Source organism: Clostridium sp. ATCC 25772, from assembly GCF_001573875.1.
Taxonomy (GTDB): Bacteria; Bacillota; Clostridia; order Clostridiales; family Clostridiaceae; genus Clostridium_J; species Clostridium_J senegalense.
The window spans coordinates 138,695-157,986 of sequence record NZ_LFRG01000010.1; the positions used below are offsets into that span (position 1 = coordinate 138,695).

A 19,292-nucleotide genomic window follows, 5' to 3' on the forward strand; every position below is an offset into this window, starting at 1 on the left:
TTTAAAAATTCCTCCCTATACTTTTATCAATTGCTTTTAAAATTTCTTCTTCATCAACCTCTATTTTAGTTAAACATTTATTAATGTCCTCTAAAAGGGTAAATTTGATTTTATTATTTTCCATTTTCTTATCATGATTTATAGAATACAAAAATCCTTTTCTATTGTCAACTTTATATGTTGTAGGAATATTTATTTTTTTATAAAGAGTTTCTAATTCTTCATAAAAACTTTCATTTAAATTCAATTTATCTTCGGATATTTTTATTGCAACTAGCATACCAAGTGCTACTGCTATTCCGTGACTCACTTTGTGATTAGAATCAATTTCAATTCCATGACCTACTGTATGACCAAAATTTAATATATTTCTATATCCTAAATCATTATAATCACTTTCAACTACTTCCGATTTTATTTTTATACATTCCTTAACTATATGTAATAATTTATCATTTTCAAGTTCTAATATACCTTTTAAATTATCAGTAATATATTTTAAGATCTCTTGTTTTTTTATGACTCCATACTTGATAACTTCACATAATCCATTTATAAATTCTTTTTCTTCTAATGTTTTTAAAAAATTTACAGATATGAAAACAAAAGTTGGGTCATAAAAAGTGCCTATAACATTCTTTACATTGTTTAAGTTATATGCAACCTTTCCACCTACTGAACTATCTACTTGAGACAAAAGCGTAGTGGGAATGCTTACATATCTTATACCTCTCATATAAGTAGCAGCTACATAGCCTGTTATATCTCCAACTATTCCTCCACCTAAGGCAAATAAAACTGTATTCCTATCGCAATTATTTTCAATAAGAAATTTATATATTCTATCTATTGTTTTATAACTTTTATTTTCTTCACCTTCATCCATGACAAAAATATCATAATGAAACTTTCTCATAAAAGATTTAATATTTTTCTTATATATAGAGTATACTTTACTATCAGTTATAATAATAAATTTGTCTGTATTTTTGATTTTATTTTCACTCAAAGCTAAATATAGTTTATTTAAGTCGTTGTCCATATATACTTTATAAGGTCTAATATTGCTTTTTACAGTGATTTCTTTCACAACTATCACCTCTCATATAAATCTTATAAATTAATTTTTTTACAAATTATTACTTATTCATTTAAAATATATGTATATTATATCATATTAAAAAACCATATAATAAAATTATTTACATATTTAAACTTTAAATAACAAAAAGACTTCTAAAGTAATTCTACCCTAAAAGTCTTATTTTTTTATTCATTTACAAAAAAACTTTTTATTTCATCTAATTCCTTAGCATCGTAAGCAATTTCTTGTGTATTAGAATCTATTTCCTTAATATTTTCTATTGCAACTTCTTGTAAAACTTCATCTACAGCACTAGAAATGTTATAATTTTTATCAAAATCTTTTTCTAATGTTTCAAACATTTCTATTTGACTTGTCATAAAGTTTCTAAATTTAGTTCTAAATTTTAAAAATTCTTGTTTTGTTTTATCAAAATCATCATTTATTTGAAGTACATCGTTATGTGATTTATCTAAAATCCTCTTTGCTGTTTCATTTGCATTTTTAACAATTAAAGTTGCCTCATTCTCTGCAGTTACTTTTGCTTGCTCAGCAGCATTTTGAGCTAGCAATAAGGTACTTTGTATAGTACTTTCTATTTTGCTATAATGTTCCAACTTATCCTGGAAAACTGTTATTTTTTCCTTTAATGTTGTATTTTCTTTATATATAGCTTCATAGTCCTCTGCAATTTTTTCTAAAAATTCCTCTACTTCTTCTGTACTATAACCTCTCATAACTTTTTTAAATTCTTTATTGTTAATGTCCATTGCAGTTAACTTCATAATTTAACTCACCCCTAATTAATTGTACTTTTTTATGGAAATTTTAAATCTATCACTATTAGTTTTCCCTATAACTTCTCCTATTTTAAATTTTCCATAAGTTCTAATAGTTACTATATCCTCTTTAATTATAATTTTATCTTTTCTAGTTTCTTCTACGTAATTTATTAAAACTCTACCACATTGTATTAAATCTAACGCCTTACTTCTAGATATATTACAAATACCACTTATAATATTATCTAATCTTAAAGAAGTAACTATTATAATTTTTTCTTCAAAGTTTATTTTAGGTATGTTTAAAACATTATCCTGTAGTTCAATAACTTCACAAGGACATTTTCCTATAGAATTAAGATTTAACATTAAGAAATCTACAATTTCTTCTACTACGGGAACATAGGCACTATTATCTTGAACTATCAGATCCCCTAAAAGTTCTCTTTTTATTCCTTGAGCCATTATAGATCCTAAATAATCTTTATGGCTTAAATTCTTAAATTTTGACTTATTTACTATTTTTAATAATACCATAGGATAATAACTCGGTATTTCATAACTACTTATAGAAATCATTACTCTTTCACATTCTTCAAATATTCCATTGCAATATATTTTTATATCAATGCTTTTTTCTATGGATTTGAGTTTATTATAAATCCCCTTATATATAAAAAATCTTGAATAGACTACTTTATTAGTTTTATCCGCTAATAAAAGCTTATCATATAGTTTATATATAATATTTTCATCATATCCACTGAAATGATTCAAAAATTCTTTTTTATTCATCATATATTATAGTATTACCATTAATAGCCTTAATATTATACTTTCTATAATATAAATTAAAAAATATGCAATGATTGGCGAAAAATCTAAAAGGAATCCTTTAAAAAGTTTATCATTGATTTTTTCGCACGGAACCATTATTGGCTCAGTAATTGTTCGAACTATAGTCCCTATTTTCCCATAACGAGCATTCGGCACCCAGGATAATAAACATTCTACAAGTATTGCTACCTTTATTACCTCAAAAAACATACTTACTATTCTTATTATAAGCACTAGTTTAACCCTCCATTATCTTTGCAAACCAAAAAGCCCCTTGCTTGACAACTCATTTTTTAAATCATTAGTTACCTCAACATTTGAGGGACACAAAATAAATACACCTTTTTCAACTTGTTGAAGATCTCCTTCTAGCGAATATACTGCACCTATTAAAAAATCTAATATTCTTTGTCCAACTTTTTGCTCTATACCATTTATATTTACTAAAACTATTTTTCTACTTTTTAAATTATCTACAATTGATTTAGCCTCATCATAATTTTGTGGTTTTATTATTACGACTTTTGCTGAAGTAGCTGTGTGTATATTTACTATTTTATTTTGCTTTTTATTTGTTCCAAAGTTCTCAATATCTAATTCATTTTCTTCAAAAATTTCTTCACTTGTTGCTGAAACTTCTTCTTCCCCTTCTTCTAAATCATCTTGAACCCCTATTCCTATTGCATTGGCAAATTTATCCCAAATCTTTCCTTCCATTAATATGTCTCCTCCCACTTTAAATAAATTTAATTTAAATCATAATTTCTTTTTCCAAATAAAGCTGAGCCTATTCTAACCATATTGCTACCTTCTTCAATAGCATATTTATAGTCTCCACTCATTCCAATAGATAAATATTCCATAGATACATTTTTTAATTTCTTTTCTTTTAAATTATCAAATATATTTTTCATATCTGAAAAATACTTTCTACAACTTTTTTCATCACCTTTAGGTATAGTTGCCATAATTCCTCTTACCTTTACATATTCACATTTTTCAACTTCTTGTAAAAGTTCATCTAGATGCTCTAACATTATACCTGTCTTACTTTCTTCCCTGCCTATGTTAATTTGAATCAACGTATTTGCTATAACATTTGATTTTGAAAATTGTTTTTCTATTTCCTGTAATAATCTTACACTATCTAATGAATGTATAAGTTTTACTTTGTTAATTAAATATTTTACTTTATTTCTTTGTAAATGACCTATTAAATGCCAACTAATATCTTTTGGAAGCTCTTCATATTTTTCAATAAGTTCTTGAACCTTATTTTCTCCAAATTCTCTACAACCAGCATCATATATCTCTTTTATGTCTTCTACAGGTTTTGTTTTAGAAACCGCTACAAGGACAATGTCCTTCGACAATTCACTAACTACATTTTTATAATTTTCCTTTATCGTCATTATAATATCCTCCTTAAACAAGCATATTATTCTATTTTAAGCCATTTTATAAATTAAATTTAATTATATATTATATTTCGAATAAAATTCATAAAGTTTAAGCTATTATTTTTATTTTTCTCAATTAACATTAGTATTTTAGAAAATTTATCTATTTTTCTTATTATAATGCTATTCTTTTTAGCATTCAATAATTCTAGCTTAAATTCAATTAAATTTATTACTAATATTAATTCTATAAATATAAATAATTAAATTATTTGCACTAAATATTTTACGTAAAAATATAAATTTGTTAAAAAATCTCAATCTTTATCAATATATTTATTATATTCTTCATTTTAAACAAAAACTCCTTCAAAATACGTAAATATTTGATACTATTTTTCCATATTTTCAGTTAAATAATTATTTTTTATAATACCACTATAAGCTGGGATTTCCAAAGATGACAAAGTCTCGATGTCAACATAACACTCTCTTCTTTTTAATGCCTTAACATGATTTTCTTGAGTTGTTAAATAGTTTTCCATAACATCTTTATTACCTATTGCAGTTATATAAAATGGAGCTACTACTTTTATTCCTCCTACATTTATGTTAGAACCTGCACAAAATCCATAACTGCTCGATACAACCCTATAATCATTAACAGCAATAGCTTCTGCCCCTGCATTTCTTAATTCATTTATTACTTTAATAATATCTTTATCATGTATCAACATGTCTGATGTATACTTTTGTCCAAAAGCAACTTGTGGAGCATCATTTAATGTTATTTTTATTCCTTCTCCTTTTACCTTTGATGTTCCTAGTAATAGTTTATTGTCATTAAGTTCTTTATCTATTTCTTGCATTACCTCAGATGTATAATAAGAACTTTCTTCATATTTCTTTATCTTATTTTCTAAGAAATTTAATTGATCTTGTAATGATATAATATCTCTTTGCAAATTTGCTTTTTCATTGTACGCTTCTTCATATTGATCCATATCAAGATATCTAGTATTATCCCCTATTTCTATATTCATCGAAATTAAAACGCCAACAATTATTGATGCTATAAATACAAATAGCGTGGCTTCATTGTTTCGCACTTACATCACCTCAATTATGGAACTTAGTTTTGTCTAAAAACAACCTTCTTACTATAGCGAAGTTGTTAAATATTCTTCCTGCAAATACTATTATTGCAGCTAAATACACTGGTATACCTAATTTTTCTCCTAAATACACCATTGCTGCTGCTAGCAATGCATTTCCAAAGAACCCTGATATAAACACATCAGCTCTAAAATTTTTATTAACCATAGCTCTTATTGCTCCAAAAACCGAATCTATACAAGCAAATATAGCCACTGATATGTAAGGTGAGAATTTCACTGGAATATTTATATTAAAAACAACACCAAGTATTATTCCTAAAACCAAACCTATAAATATTATCATTTAATCACCCCTTATTCATTGTCAACTTGTTTTACATATTGAAACTGTTGAGTTTCATTAGTTTTTTTAACCAAAATATCATCTTTCATTTCATAAGTCACATCACAGGTCTTTTGAAGTTTTGATGGGATATTACCTGGAAAATTAATAGCACCTTCTAAAAGCTTTTTATTTCCTATTGCTTTTATTACCACCCTGGCTGTAGGTGAGATTCTTTCATTATTTATAACAATAGTATTACTGCCTGCACTTCTTATTCCACTTCTACTTGTAAGTCTTATATCGTTTATAGAAATAGCTTCTGCATCTGCAGCATTTAACTCATTCACAATTGATAACAAATCCAAATCGCTAATGGGAGTAACTTCTATACTGTTATTAAACAAATTACTTTTAGGGGTTATATATATTGTTATACCTGGACCTTTAACATCTACATTTCCACTTTGTAACCTGCTTTGTTGCAACTCATCTAACAATAAAGTACTTTCCTCTGTCCTACCAGCTGCTGCACTTTCAAATTCTTTAGATTTTAATGTCAATTCATCTATCTTTTTTTGAAGATCTTCTTTTTCTTTCTTTAAATGCTCATTTTCTACTAAGATTTCACTGTTATTGGTTGTATCATCTTTTCCAGCAATCTGTTTGTTTAAAGTTTTTATTTGTACTGTTACTAAAAAACCTAAAACTAAAAATATGCTACCTACTATAAGTTGGTTAGTTACCTTCTTCAATTTTAAGCCCTCCTATTAATTTCTATATATAACTGGATTACCATCAAAACTTACATCTACATACCCTTTTATTCCCTGCAACTGTTCATTTTTTAATATATTGATAGCTTTAGTAAGTTTTTCATTTAGATTTTCTTCTGTTCCAATATTTATATACAAGTCACCATCGCAATATAATTTTATATCTACAAAATTATTTAATCCTATAGTATTTATTTTTCTCTTCTCATTTTTATTATATTCATAAATTGTATTACATAAATTATTTATTGTTGATATTCGTTCTGGATTTTTAAGTTCTATTTTACCACCTAATTCTACATTTTTAAACTCTAAATCATTTATATAAATTAGATTGTTATTCTCTATTTTTTTTACTTTTTCTAAAACTATACCATCTTTATCAATAATAAAAAACTCCTCTTTTGATTTAATATAAAAGCTTGCTTGTCTTTCAGTAACTACAATATTTATTTTATTAGGGAATTTAGTTTTTATTTTAACATTTGTGGCATATGGATTATTTTTTATATTTGATATTGCTTCATTTTTTTTGGTTAAAAATATGTTTCTACCAACGGCAATTTTAGAGGCTTCTATTATATATTCAGTCCTTAAATTTTGATTTCCTTCAACCTCTATTGAAGCTATATTAAAATAAGGTAACTTTAAACATAAAGTTATAAGGATACTAATAAGAATTATTAAAAAAGTTGCGGTTCTTTTAATTCTTTTAATTTTTTTCTTTTTCTTTAATAGTTCTTCCTTATTCTCTAAAATAGATTTTTTTTTATTTTTTACAGTCAGCATATCTTCTTCACCTATTTTTCATAAATTTACATTTTATTGATTTATAGTTAATTATATACCATTTATACATTTTTTTAAATATTCATAGAACACCACTTATATGATAACACTATTTTAAATTAAATTCATTATAAAAATCAATTTAATAGCATTATTAAAAGTTCAATAAAAACAAATAAAATTGACACAAACCATGTCAATTTTATTTTTAAATCATATTATTTTATAAGCTTTTATAATTATTTTGCCTTGTAATATTTAATAATATCCCCATTGCTGTCATATTTATAACTAAGGATGAACCCCCATAACTTATAAAGGGAAGGGGGACCCCTGTTGTAGGCATTGAAACTGTAACAACTGCTATATTTATAATAGCCTGTAATGTTATTATAGCAACTATTCCTGTTGCAAGCATTGTGCCATAAATATCTTTAGATTTTAAAATTGCAATTAATCCTCTCCATAAAAATAGTATAAAAAGAATTACTACAAATGCACATCCTATAAACCCTAACTCTTCTCCTACAATGGCAAATATAAAATCTGTATGTGGTTCTGGTATATAGAAACATTTTTGTCTTGACTGTCCTATACCAACTCCTGTAAGCCCACCAGACCCTAGTGCAAGTAAAGATTGTATAAGTTGGTATCCATCTCCTTGAGCATCTTTCCATGGATCCATAAAACCTATTACTCTTCTTAGTCTATAATCTTCAAATACTATAAATATTACTCCTAGAGCTATAATAGGCAAAAATATTTTTGCGAATTTTTTTATTTCAACACCTGATATTAGTAGCATAACAAGTGCTACCATCATTGTTATAGCTGTAATACTTAGGTTCTTTTCTGCTAATATCAAACCTGCATAAACACCTGCTACAGCTAAACAAGGGAATATACCTTCTTTAAAACTTTTTATTTTTTCACCTTTTCTATCTATGAACATTGCTATAAATAGTACAACAACATATTTTGCTATTTCAGATGGCTGAAAACCTAGTGGTCCAAGACTTATCCATCTTCTAGCACCATTAACCGGTGGAAAAACAAATACTAATAATAATAATACTATTGTTATTATCATTAATTTACCTGTATATCTTTTATATTTATGATAATCTACGTTCATAGTAACTATCATACTTATAACCCCTAAAGAAGCCCACATTAATTGCTTCCAAAGATAAAATTCTGCATTATTATTTTTAAATGCTGCAGAATATGAACTAGCACTATAAACCATAAGCACGCCAAAACATACTAAAGTCAAAATTATAGCAAAAAGTATAAAATCAATCTCCCCTAGTTTTTTTTTGGTTTTCTTCATATTTCATTTCCCCCAATACTATTTTAAGGTGTAATTGATAAGAAACCTATTAAACAAAGAACTACTGTAATTATGGAAAATACAGCAACTATTTTACTTTCATGCCATCCTGATAATTCAAAGTGATGATGTATTGGACTCATCTTAAATACTCTTTTCCCTGTTAGTTTAAAGGATATTACCTGTATTATAACGGATAAAACTTCTAAAACATAAATTCCTCCAACTATCAAAATCAAAATTTCTAATTTTAGCACCATAGCTACTGCAGCTATTGCGCCACCTAACGCTAGAGAACCAGTATCCCCCATAAAAATTTGTGCTGGATAAGAGTTATATCTTAAAAATCCTAATAACGCCCCTGCTACAACTCCGCAGAAAATTGCTAAATTATAATATCCCATACCAAAACTAACCAATGCAAAAAATGTCATTACTAATAATGAAACAGAACTTGCAAGTCCATCTAGTCCGTCAGTTAAGTTAACGGCATTTGTTGTTGCTGCAAAATAAAATACTATAAATGGAATAAAGAAAGGTCCTAACTCTATAGTTCTATTTATAAATGGAATTATTATATCTGTACCCATTCTTTGTGATGAATAATATCCTAAGAAAATAGCTAAAGCAACTAATAATATCATCTTTTGATAAGATTTTAATCCTTCATTATGCTTGTGTATTATCTTTAAAGAATCATCAATAACACCTATAATACCAAAACCAACTAATGAAATAAGAGCAATCATCGCCTCTGGTTTAACATCTCTTAATATTATAACCATAGTTATAACTGTAGCTAAAATAAATATTATACCGCCCATTGTAGGTGTACCAGCCTTCTTTAAATGGCTTTTGGGACCTTCTTCTCTAATACTTTGACCAAATTTAAATTTGGTAAGTAAAGGAATCATAACTGGTGATAAAATTAAAGTAACTATTAAAGCTATTAAAACTGAATATATAACTTTACTCATTTATATCACCCCCTTAGCATCAAACTCTTTCATTGCATCTACAATAATCTCAAATTTCATTGATCTAGATGCTTTTACAAGTAATACATCTTCATCTTGAATATTGTTTTTCAAAAAGTTTATAGCCTCTTCCTTAGAAGTAAATATATTAAAATTATTATCCCCAAATCCTTCTTCAAAAGCATTTGAATACTCACTTATTACTAGTAACATATCTACGCTATTATTTTTTGCATATTTAGCAACATCCATATGGGCTTTATATGATTCATCACCTAACTCTTTCATAGATCCTAAAACTGCTATTTTTCTTTTTCCATTTAAATTTTTAAGTACATCTATTGCAGCTTCCATTGAATCTGGACTAGCATTATAAGCATCATTAACTATTGTGAATTTATTGCATTTTTCGATATCTAGTCTCATAGATGTAGCTTCTAAATTTTCAAACCCTTTGTTTATATCACTGTATTTTACATCAAACTTTCTTGCTACAGCAATTGCAAGCAATGAGTTTAATACATTGTGTTTTCCTAATACATTAATTTTAAATTTCTCATCAATTAAAGAATTATTTTCTAACACATTAAATTTTATATTTTCTTCACCTATAATTATGTCACAAGCTTTAAAATTATAATCACTTTCTATACCAATTTTTTCAACAATAAAATCATTAGAAGTTACTATTGATAATAAATCATTATCACCATTTACAATTAAAACATTACCTTTTTCAAAAAAGTCTACTATCTCCATTTTTGCTTTTAAGATATTTTCTCTAGTTTTTAAATTTTCGATATGAGAAATTCCCACATTTGTTATAACTGCAATATCTGGTCTTGCTATCTTTGTTAATCTATGAATTTCATTTAAATTGCTCATACCAAGCTCTAAAACAGCCATATCATAAGAATTATCTATGTCAAATACCATAAGAGGTAGTCCAACTTCATTATTAAAATTTCCTTTAGTTTTAAAAACCTTATATTTTTCTGATAAAGCGGCTGCAACTAAATCTTTTGTAGAAGTTTTACCTGTAGACCCAGTTATTCCAACAACTTTTATATTTATTTTTTTTCTATAGTATTCTGCTAAATCCCTTAATGCTTTTCTTGTATCTTCTACTAGAATCACCGATGTATATTCTTTTATATCTATTTTTTTAAAATTCTCATCATGAACAATTAATATTCCAGCTCCATTTTCAGAACACTGTTTTAAATAATTATGTCCATCAAAATTTTCTCCCTTTAAAGCAAAGAATATATCACCTTTTCTTACTTTTCTACTATCTATAGATACAGATTTAAAATTTTCTATATTTCCATTTAAAATTAATTTACCATTAAGTGCATTAACAATTTCATTAATTGATAAATATTCCATGACCTAATACAGCTCCTTTATAATGTCTTCTATTACTTCTCTTTCGTCAAAATGAATTGTTTTATTCTTTAGTACTTGATAATCCTCATGACCTTTTCCTGCTATAACTATAATATCATTTTTCTTTGCCATTTTCATAGCTTCTTTTATAGCTTCTCTTCTATTTTCTATAACAATATAATTATCACTTTTTATACCTTTTTTTATATCCTCAATTATTTTAAAAGGATCTTCTGTTCTTGGATTATCTGAAGTTATTATTGCTATATCACTTAATATTGCGCCTATCTCCCCCATTATTGGTCGTTTTACGCTATCTCTATCTCCTCCACACCCAAATACAGATATAAGTCTTCCTGTAGTAAATTCCTTAACAGATTTTAGAATTTTTTCTAATCCATCAGGAGTGTGTGCATAATCTATTATAACATCATAACCTAAATTATGATTTAACGTTACTATTTCACATCTTCCAGGCACTGTTATAGATTTTAGTCCTTCTTTTATGCTTTCTATAGTTGCTCCTTCATTTAAAGCCGCAACTATACATCCTAATGCATTATAAACATTATATTTTCCTGGTATACTAAGATTAATAACTTCAGCTTTGTTTTTATAATTTATTTTGAATTCTATACCTCTTGAATGAAGATTTAAATCATATGCCTTTAAATCTGACTCTTCATCAATAGAATAAGTTATAATTTCATTATGTGCTATATTTTTAATTTGTTTTCCATAACTGTCATCTATATTAATTACTGACACTTCACTTGCTAAAAATAATTTTAATTTTGCATTAAAGTAATTTTCAAAAGTTTTATGGAAGTCTAGGTGATCTTGTGTTAAATTTGTAAAAATACTTTCTTTAAATTTAACTCCATATACTCTATAAAGATCTAATGAGTGAGAAGACACTTCCATAACGCAATGAGTAACCCCATTATCTACCATGTTTTTAAACAACTCTTGTAATTCTAAGCATTCTGGTGTTGTTCTTTCACTTTTCAATTTTTCATTTCCTATGTAATTTGCAATTGTTCCTATTAATCCTACTTTATAACCACACTTTTCTAGTATAGATTTAATCATAAAAGTTGATGTAGTTTTACCATTAGTTCCTGTAATGCCTATAACATTTAATTTTTCACTTGGATTATCATAGTAATTTCCAGCTGCTATTGCAAGAGTTTTTCTGCTATTTTTAACTAAAATAACAGTAACATCTTCACTAATTTCTACATTTCTTTGTACTATAATAACTTTTGCTCCCTTTTCTATAGCAGCTTTTATATAATCATGTCCATCAACAACAAAGCCTTCTATACAAAAAAAAGCATCTCCATATTGTATTTTTCTAGAGTCATATTGAATAGCATTTATATTAATATCACTATTCCCTCTTATAACTTTATACTCTATATTATTTAAAAGTTTAGATAGCTTCATATTTCCACTCCTTTATATAAACTACTTATCTTTTTATTTTAATTACCTTAATTATAGATATACATCTTAAACTTTAATATATTGCTATTTCATAAACTTAATTTCTAGTTAAAACAATTCATTCATAACTATCATGTAAATTAGTCTTAATATAAGGTTTGAAAACTATATTTTTACTTATACAAAAACTATTACATCTTTAATTGTTTATCTATAACAAGGGAATAGGTAGCATACCTTATGCATGCTACCATATAAATTTATCAATATATATAGTTATACACCATATTTTAAATGTTATCAATAAAATTCCATTACTTTATCCCAATCTAATCAAACTGCAGTTATATAAGTTGTATAAAAAATTATACCTGCCTCATAAAATTACTAGGTTAATCATCAAGTATTGATAAATGTGCTGTTATTACCGTTCCTTTAGAAACTATTTGATTTTTAGCTATACTTTGTTCTATTACAAGTCCCTCACCTTGGAATTCAAATTCTAATCCTATTTCCTTTAATATACTCTCAGCCTTTTCAGGTGTTAACCCAGTAATGTCTGGAACTAAAACTTTTTCATCATCGTCCTCTCCATTGCCTACATATACTAATAATTCTGTTTCCTCTTTTACAGAAATACCTGGTTTAGGATTTATATCAACTATAAATTCTCCTTCACCTTCAACTCTATATTTTAATCCTAAATCTTTAAGAATTTTAACACCATCTTGTTTTTTAACGCCTCTAATTTCAGGTATGTTTACATCCTTTAATTTTCCTTTATCAGAGTCTTCACTATATTCAGGCTTAACCCCTAAATAATTAGCTATATCTGTAAATATCATTTTTCCTACTGGTGCTGCTATTTGTCCTGCATAATACATTGATGGATCTGGTTCATCTATTGATACAAAAACTGTGACCTTAGGGTTATCTGCTGGAAACATTCCCGCAAATGAAGATACATATTTTCCCTGTCCATATACACCATTAACAACCTTTTGAGCTGTACCTGTCTTTCCTCCTATTTTATATCCTTCTATATAACATTTAGAACCTCCACCAGATGAAATTGTTGCTTCCAGATTCTCTCTCATTTGCTTCATAGTTTCTTCTTTAAAATTTCCTTCTATAATTTTAGTTTCATAGGTATTATCAATAACTTTTTCGCCACTTGGCTCATAGTGGATTATTTCCTTCATAACATGCGGAGTAATAAGTTTTCCTCCATTTGCTATAGAATTAAATGCTTGCATATATTGCATTATAGATAAAGTATTACTTTGTCCAAATGATATAGTTGCAAGGTCTACTGTTGTAATTTTATCCACAGGTTTTATTATACCAGAAGCCTCTCCTGGTAAATCTACACCAGTTTTTTTACCAAACCCAAACTTTTCAATATATTGAGAAAGATTTTCTTTTCCCATCCTCTCTGCTAAAGTCATAAAACCAACGTTACATGAATTTTTTATTATTTCTTGAAAAGTTAGAGTGCCATGTCCTATTCTTTTCCAACAGTGTATATTCCTTCCTCCAACTGTCATGCTACCACTACACACAAAGCTATCATTTTCTTTAACATTACCAGTTTCTATAGCTGCTGTAGCTGTAACAACTTTAAAAATAGATCCCGGTTCAAATGTATCACTTATGCACCTATTTCTCCAAATTTTTTGAGTTTCATCATTACTAAGACCTTCTTGCCAAGGAGAATTAGGATTATAATCTGGCTTATTAGCCATTGCTAATATTTCACCATTATTAGGATCCATAATTACAACTGATACTGCTTTTGCACTATTATCTTCTAAAGCTTGCGAAGCAGCCTTATCTGCAAAAGATTGCATATTCTTATCTACAGTTAACACTACATCTTTTCCATCAACAGGCTTAGTATAATTAGATATACTGTTTGAAATGCTCTCATCTTTAGTATCTAGCTCATCAATTTTAATTCCAGGTACACCTGATAAATACTTATTATAATATAATTCTACACCGGTTAATCCATCACCATCTGAATTTGTATGCCCTAGTACATGAGATGCAAAATTATTATTAGGATAATAACGTTTTGTATCTGGAGTTATTACAAAACCTATTATATCTTTTTTTTGTTGATATGCATTAATTTTATCTACAGCTTCTTTTTCAACTCTTCTCTTTAATATAGCACTTCCCATTAACTTTCCATTAGGTAACCTTTTCGTCATTATTTTTAAAGCTTTCTTAGGTTCCATGTCTAATATTTCAGCTACATCTGGTGCAATATCTTCCATGGTTAAATTTTGACTTTCCAAAGAATCTCTAAGAGCATTAAGGTCTAAATCTACTCTATATACATTGGCACTTACCGCAAGTTCATTTTCATCTCGATCTAAGATTCTTCCACGCTTAGCACTTACTCTTACATCATTTGTCCACTGAACTATTGCCCTATTCTTATAATCATCGCCTTTTACAATCATTATGTAACTAAGCCTAATAATCAAAGTAATAAATATTACAAATGCTAAACTAATTAACCCTATTACTCTTCTTTTTATTTTTATCTTATCTCTTAACTCTGATTTAGCCACACACATTCCCCCAAAACATTACTTTTGCTAAAACATTTTTAGTTTAAAACTTTTCACCAAAAGCACTCCTGGATATTAAGTGTATTTCAAATTTATTTGTATATTATTGAATATTTGTTAATATTTTACATTAAAAAATTATAAGATACCCTTATATAACTTTTAAATATTAATACACTTAATATAAAAATTTAATGTAATAAATATTTATTACATTAAATTTTCTATACCAATTTTATTTTTAGCTTATTAATCAAAGTTACAACTGAATATAGAAATTTCTTACGTTATAAACTAACAATTTAAAATTATGTTAAAAATTTTTATTATATAATCTACATTCTTTTCACCTAAATATAACAAGTAACTTTATAGTAAAAAGTCTTAAAATAATAATTTCTTAAGTTTTTCAAAAATTTTCTTTGTAGAAGAATCGGATAAATCTTTACTAGCATTATCATTTTTAGTTGAGACTTCTTTAGCTTCCAAATTCATATATAGTGCTTTAGATGCTTCTGGTTTTTGCATATCTAATTTATTTACAGCAACATCTTCTATATAGCTCAAATTATTAAATTTAATAAGTTGTACTTTTATTGATTCATTATCAGCTTTTAATTTAGAAATCTCATCTTTTTTATCGTTTATTTGTATTTGTGTATTATATATCGCTGAATATCTGGACAAAATAAACACTCCTACTACAAATGAGCATGCTACATTTCTTATAAATCCAAGTCTCTTTTTTATAATCTTTTGCTTGTCTACTTTTACCCCAGTTCTTTTTTGTTTCTCAACTTTTTTACGTTCTACGGCAACAGTTGTTTTTAATGCATTGCTTCCATTTACAATTGTTTTGTCCTTTTCTACTACCATTTTACTCCCCCCACACTAATTTTAGAACTAAATTTTTCTAGCTACTCTTAATTTAGAGCTTCTACTTCTAGAGTTATTTTCTTGTTCTTCCTTTGATGGCTCAATTGGTTTTCTACTAACTAAATTTACTATTGGTTTTTTATTGCACACACAAAATGGTAACTCTTTAGGGCAATTACATGGATCATTTAATTCTTTAAATTTATTTTTAACTATTCTATCCTCTAAAGAATGGAAAGTTATTATAGCAATTCTACCATCACTATTTAAAGCTTCCACAGAATCTTCTATGGCTTTGTTAAGTATCATAAGTTCCTTGTTAACTTCAATTCTTATTGCTTGAAAAGTTCTCTTGGCCGGATGCCCTCCATCTTTTTTAAATTTACCTGGAATTGCAGCCATTACAATATCTGCAAGTTGTAATGTTGTTTCGATAGGTCTTCTATTTACAATAAAATTTGAAATTCTCTTTGCAAATCTTTCTTCTCCAAAACTTTTTATTACATCTGCAAGTTCCTCTTCACTATAATCATTAACTACATTATATGCAGATAATGAATTTTCTCTGTCCATTCTCATATCTAAAGGTGCATCTTTCATATAACTAAAACCTCTATCAGCATTATCTAACTGGTATGAAGATACGCCTAAGTCCATAAGTATACCATCCACTTTTTCTATATTAAGATTTTCTAAAATTTCCTTTATATTATAAAAGTTATTATGAACAAATGTTGTATTTTTGTATTCCTTTAATCTTTCACTTGCTGCCTTTAAAGCATCTTTGTCTTGGTCAATACCTATTAGTCTACCTTTTTCAGATAATTTTTTTAATATTTCACTTGAATGACCTCCACCGCCTAAAGTACAGTCTACATATATTCCATCTTCTTTAATATTAAGTGCTTCTATACATTCATCTAGTAACACTGATACATGTTTAAAATCCATTGCTATATCTCCTTAAATGTTAGTTCTTTTTTATTTAATATAATAATATAATAATACAATAAAAACTATAAAAGATTTATAAATAAAAATTTTTAAAAATTAATTCTTTACCTATTTATTTTTTTAGTTTTGATATAAATTTATCATTTAAAATATTTGCTTTAATGATCATAAAATTATTTAAAGTATATATAATAATTTTATATTCATCAATAAAAACAAATTTTTCATATAAATAAATTTTAAATTGTTTTATTTCATTAATATATATGATTATAAATTAGTTTCAAATTTTAAAACTTTGTATTCTATAGTATTAGATACTTGTTTTTAAAATATCCCTATATAATATAATACTACATATGCATTAAAAATTTAAACTTTATTAAATATTTATATCATAAAATATTCTATCACTATATTAAAATTCCTTTAAAATATCCTAGTTTATTTCTTGTTTTTTCCTTTATATATATATATATTTCGTATATTTTTTGTCGAAATATAGTATTCTTTTTATTAAGTGTTTATTTTTCTGTAAATATCTTTTTAATTTTACATTTTTTTATTTATTATATGTATTTAAATTTTTATTTATTATTTAGATTATAGTTTTAAATACTTAGAATTCAACACTACATTCTGCATAAAAATATTTTAAGGTTATTGAATAAATTTTAATGTAAGGTTGTTTGCCTATAATTATTTATCTTTTAATTTATTAATATCAGATATTATTTCCTCTAACTTATCCAAAATAATATATGTACACATAATTATTATTCCCCCTATAATCACTAAACATAAAATCACAAATTCTTCATGTACAGGAAAACTTCCCATCCAAAACAATTTAGCTGTCACAATAAAAAATAAAAAAGTAATAATTTCCCCTAAAACTAAATGTTTAATTTTTCTCATTTATATAATCCCCTTATCTTTAAATAGTATTTTTAGTTATATTCTTTGTATCCTATATTTATTTTCTAATTATTATGTATAAACTCCTTTTTATTTTGATTTTTTCTTATTATAATTAACTCCACATTAAAACACTTAAGGAAATTACAAGTTTTCTTGAAATTAAATTTGTTCTAGAGTATAATTTTAAAAGAGTTTTATAGTTTATATTTAAAAATTAATACAGTGATATAAGTTAAAGTTTTAATTATTAAATTAGAGCTTTAATATTCTTATAGGGAAACAAGCTCAAATTTAAATTTATTCAATAACCTTAAAATATTTTTATGCACGATACAATGTTGAATTCTAAATGATTCGGAGCATATATCACTATTTTAGGTATCCAAGTTTTGGAATGAGTAATTTTAAAAGTCAACTTGAAACCCTACATTGTCGCTTTGTTACAAATGAAAAGCTTACATATAGTTGTTTAAACCGTATAATTTTTAAACTCTATAATAAAAGCAAATATAAATTTTTATAATTTGAATATTTTTTATGGAAAGGAACGAATTTACATATGAAACTAGGAATAGTAGGATTACCTAATGTAGGAAAGAGTACTCTTTTCAACGCTATAACTAAAGCTGGAGCAGAATCTGCTAATTACCCATTTTGTACTATTGAACCAAACGTAGGAGTTGTTAGTGTTCCAGATAAGAGACTAGATGTACTTGAGAAAATGTATAATACAAAAAGAAAAATTCATACTGCAATAGAATTTTATGATATAGCCGGTCTTGTTAGAGGTGCTAGTAAAGGTGAAGGACTTGGAAATAAGTTTTTATCTCATATAAGAGAGGTTGCATCTATAGTACATGTTGTAAGATGCTTTGAAGATGAAAACATAGTACACGTTGATGGATCTGTTGATCCAATTAGAGATATTGAAACTATAAGTCTAGAATTAATTTTTTCTGACTTAGAAGTTTTAGATAGAAGAATGGAAAAATCTTTAAAACTAGTTAGATCTGGGGATAAAACAGCAAAATCTGAATATGAATTAATGGAAAGAATAAAAAAACATTTAGAAGCAAGCAAACCTGTAAGAACTCTTGAGGTTACAGAAGACGAGGATGAATTTGTAAAAGGATTATTCTTAATAACTTCTAAACCAGTTTTATACGCTTGTAATATAAGCGAAGATGATTTAATGAACGGAAATCTTGAAAATGATTTAGTAAAAAGAGTTAAAGAGTATGCTAGTAATGAAAATTCTGAAGCTATGGTTATTTGTGCAAGATTAGAAGAAGAACTTTCAACTCTTGATGAAGAAGAAAAACTTTCAATGCTTGAAGAATATGGTCTTAAAGAATCAGGTCTTGATAAATTAATAGGAGCTAGTTATAAATTATTAGGACTTATTAGTTATTTAACTGCTGGTGTTCAAGAAGTTAGAGCCTGGACTATAAAAAATGGAACTAAAGCACCTGCTGCTGCTGGTAAAATCCATAGCGATATAGAAAGAGGTTTTATCAGAGCTGAGGTAGTTTCTTATGATAAATTAGTTGAGTGTGGTTCTGAAGCTTCAGCTAAAGAAAATGGTCATTTTAGACTTGAAGGAAAAGAATATGTAATGCAAGATGGAGACGTTGTTAATTTTAGATTTAACGTTTAACGGCTTATTAAATAAAAAAACACAACAAAATTAATTTTTGTTGTGT

The 19,292-nt window shown here is 26.5% G+C and carries 19 protein-coding genes; 1 reads left to right on the plus strand and 18 read right to left on the minus strand.

Annotated elements, in window-relative coordinates:
* Position 1 precedes the first annotated feature (1 nt).
* The 18 genes from aroB to AZI32_RS05405 all read right to left on the minus strand — a co-directional run bounded on the left by aroB (position 2) and on the right by AZI32_RS05405 (position 17,586).
* Positions 2 to 1,090 carry a 3-dehydroquinate synthase gene (gene aroB, locus AZI32_RS05320; protein WP_061994861.1) on the minus strand — a complete coding sequence of 363 codons (1,089 nt, stop codon included), beginning with the start codon at positions 1,088 to 1,090 and terminating at the stop codon, positions 2 to 4.
* 179 nt (positions 1,091 to 1,269) lie between these two features.
* Positions 1,270 to 1,869, minus strand: a complete 600-nt coding sequence (locus AZI32_RS05325) for a DivIVA domain-containing protein (RefSeq protein WP_061994862.1) — start codon at positions 1,867 to 1,869, stop codon at positions 1,270 to 1,272.
* A gap of 18 nt (positions 1,870 to 1,887) precedes the next feature.
* The gene (locus tag AZI32_RS05330) at positions 1,888 to 2,664 is read right to left on the minus strand and encodes a YlmH/Sll1252 family protein (protein WP_061994863.1); all 777 of its coding nucleotides are present in this window, start codon (positions 2,662 to 2,664) and stop codon (positions 1,888 to 1,890) included.
* A 3-nt stretch (positions 2,665 to 2,667) separates the two neighbouring features.
* Positions 2,668 to 2,937, minus strand: a complete 270-nt coding sequence (locus AZI32_RS05335; protein ID WP_061994864.1) for a YggT family protein — start codon at positions 2,935 to 2,937, stop codon at positions 2,668 to 2,670.
* A 15-nt stretch (positions 2,938 to 2,952) separates the two neighbouring features.
* Positions 2,953 to 3,420 carry a cell division protein SepF gene (gene sepF / locus AZI32_RS05340; RefSeq protein ID WP_010292327.1) on the minus strand — a complete coding sequence of 156 codons (468 nt, stop codon included), beginning with the start codon at positions 3,418 to 3,420 and terminating at the stop codon, positions 2,953 to 2,955.
* A 29-nt stretch (positions 3,421 to 3,449) separates the two neighbouring features.
* Complete coding sequence (locus AZI32_RS05345; RefSeq protein ID WP_061994865.1) at positions 3,450 to 4,115, minus strand: YggS family pyridoxal phosphate-dependent enzyme; 666 nt, start codon at positions 4,113 to 4,115, stop codon at positions 3,450 to 3,452.
* Between the two features lie 380 nt (positions 4,116 to 4,495).
* Positions 4,496 to 5,212 (minus strand): DUF881 domain-containing protein, encoded by a 717-nt coding sequence (locus tag AZI32_RS05350; RefSeq protein WP_061994866.1) that lies wholly within the window; start codon positions 5,210 to 5,212, stop codon positions 4,496 to 4,498.
* 10 nt (positions 5,213 to 5,222) lie between these two features.
* Positions 5,223 to 5,564: a DUF1290 domain-containing protein gene (locus AZI32_RS05355; RefSeq protein WP_061994867.1), complete on the minus strand. Its 342-nt coding sequence runs from the start codon at positions 5,562 to 5,564 to the stop codon at positions 5,223 to 5,225.
* Between the two features lie 11 nt (positions 5,565 to 5,575).
* Positions 5,576 to 6,298 (minus strand): DUF881 domain-containing protein, encoded by a 723-nt coding sequence (locus AZI32_RS05360; protein ID WP_061994868.1) that lies wholly within the window; start codon positions 6,296 to 6,298, stop codon positions 5,576 to 5,578.
* A gap of 15 nt (positions 6,299 to 6,313) precedes the next feature.
* Positions 6,314 to 7,108 carry an FtsQ-type POTRA domain-containing protein gene (locus tag AZI32_RS05365; protein ID WP_061994869.1) on the minus strand — a complete coding sequence of 265 codons (795 nt, stop codon included), beginning with the start codon at positions 7,106 to 7,108 and terminating at the stop codon, positions 6,314 to 6,316.
* 223 nt (positions 7,109 to 7,331) lie between these two features.
* Positions 7,332 to 8,441, minus strand: a complete 1,110-nt coding sequence (spoVE, locus tag AZI32_RS05370) for a stage V sporulation protein E (protein ID WP_061994870.1) — start codon at positions 8,439 to 8,441, stop codon at positions 7,332 to 7,334.
* Between the two features lie 23 nt (positions 8,442 to 8,464).
* The gene (mraY, locus tag AZI32_RS05375; protein WP_061994871.1) at positions 8,465 to 9,418 is read right to left on the minus strand and encodes a phospho-N-acetylmuramoyl-pentapeptide-transferase; all 954 of its coding nucleotides are present in this window, start codon (positions 9,416 to 9,418) and stop codon (positions 8,465 to 8,467) included.
* Positions 9,419 to 10,807, minus strand: a complete 1,389-nt coding sequence (murF, locus tag AZI32_RS05380; protein WP_061994872.1) for a UDP-N-acetylmuramoyl-tripeptide--D-alanyl-D-alanine ligase — start codon at positions 10,805 to 10,807, stop codon at positions 9,419 to 9,421.
* A gap of 3 nt (positions 10,808 to 10,810) precedes the next feature.
* Positions 10,811 to 12,256: a UDP-N-acetylmuramoyl-L-alanyl-D-glutamate--2,6-diaminopimelate ligase gene (locus tag AZI32_RS05385; protein WP_061994873.1), complete on the minus strand. Its 1,446-nt coding sequence runs from the start codon at positions 12,254 to 12,256 to the stop codon at positions 10,811 to 10,813.
* 392 nt (positions 12,257 to 12,648) lie between these two features.
* Positions 12,649 to 14,838 carry a stage V sporulation protein D gene (locus AZI32_RS05390; protein WP_061994874.1) on the minus strand — a complete coding sequence of 730 codons (2,190 nt, stop codon included), beginning with the start codon at positions 14,836 to 14,838 and terminating at the stop codon, positions 12,649 to 12,651.
* A gap of 384 nt (positions 14,839 to 15,222) precedes the next feature.
* Positions 15,223 to 15,714 (minus strand): septum formation initiator family protein, encoded by a 492-nt coding sequence (locus AZI32_RS05395; protein ID WP_061994875.1) that lies wholly within the window; start codon positions 15,712 to 15,714, stop codon positions 15,223 to 15,225.
* Positions 15,715 to 15,741: 27 nt separating this feature from the next.
* Positions 15,742 to 16,665, minus strand: a complete 924-nt coding sequence (gene rsmH / locus AZI32_RS05400; RefSeq protein ID WP_061994876.1) for a 16S rRNA (cytosine(1402)-N(4))-methyltransferase RsmH — start codon at positions 16,663 to 16,665, stop codon at positions 15,742 to 15,744.
* A gap of 702 nt (positions 16,666 to 17,367) precedes the next feature.
* Complete coding sequence (locus AZI32_RS05405; RefSeq protein ID WP_061994877.1) at positions 17,368 to 17,586, minus strand: hypothetical protein; 219 nt, start codon at positions 17,584 to 17,586, stop codon at positions 17,368 to 17,370.
* Between the two features lie 562 nt (positions 17,587 to 18,148).
* Between AZI32_RS05405 and ychF the strand changes: the two genes are divergently transcribed.
* Positions 18,149 to 19,246 (plus strand): redox-regulated ATPase YchF, encoded by a 1,098-nt coding sequence (gene ychF / locus AZI32_RS05410; RefSeq protein WP_061994878.1) that lies wholly within the window; start codon positions 18,149 to 18,151, stop codon positions 19,244 to 19,246.
* Positions 19,247 to 19,292: the final 46 nt, after the last annotated feature.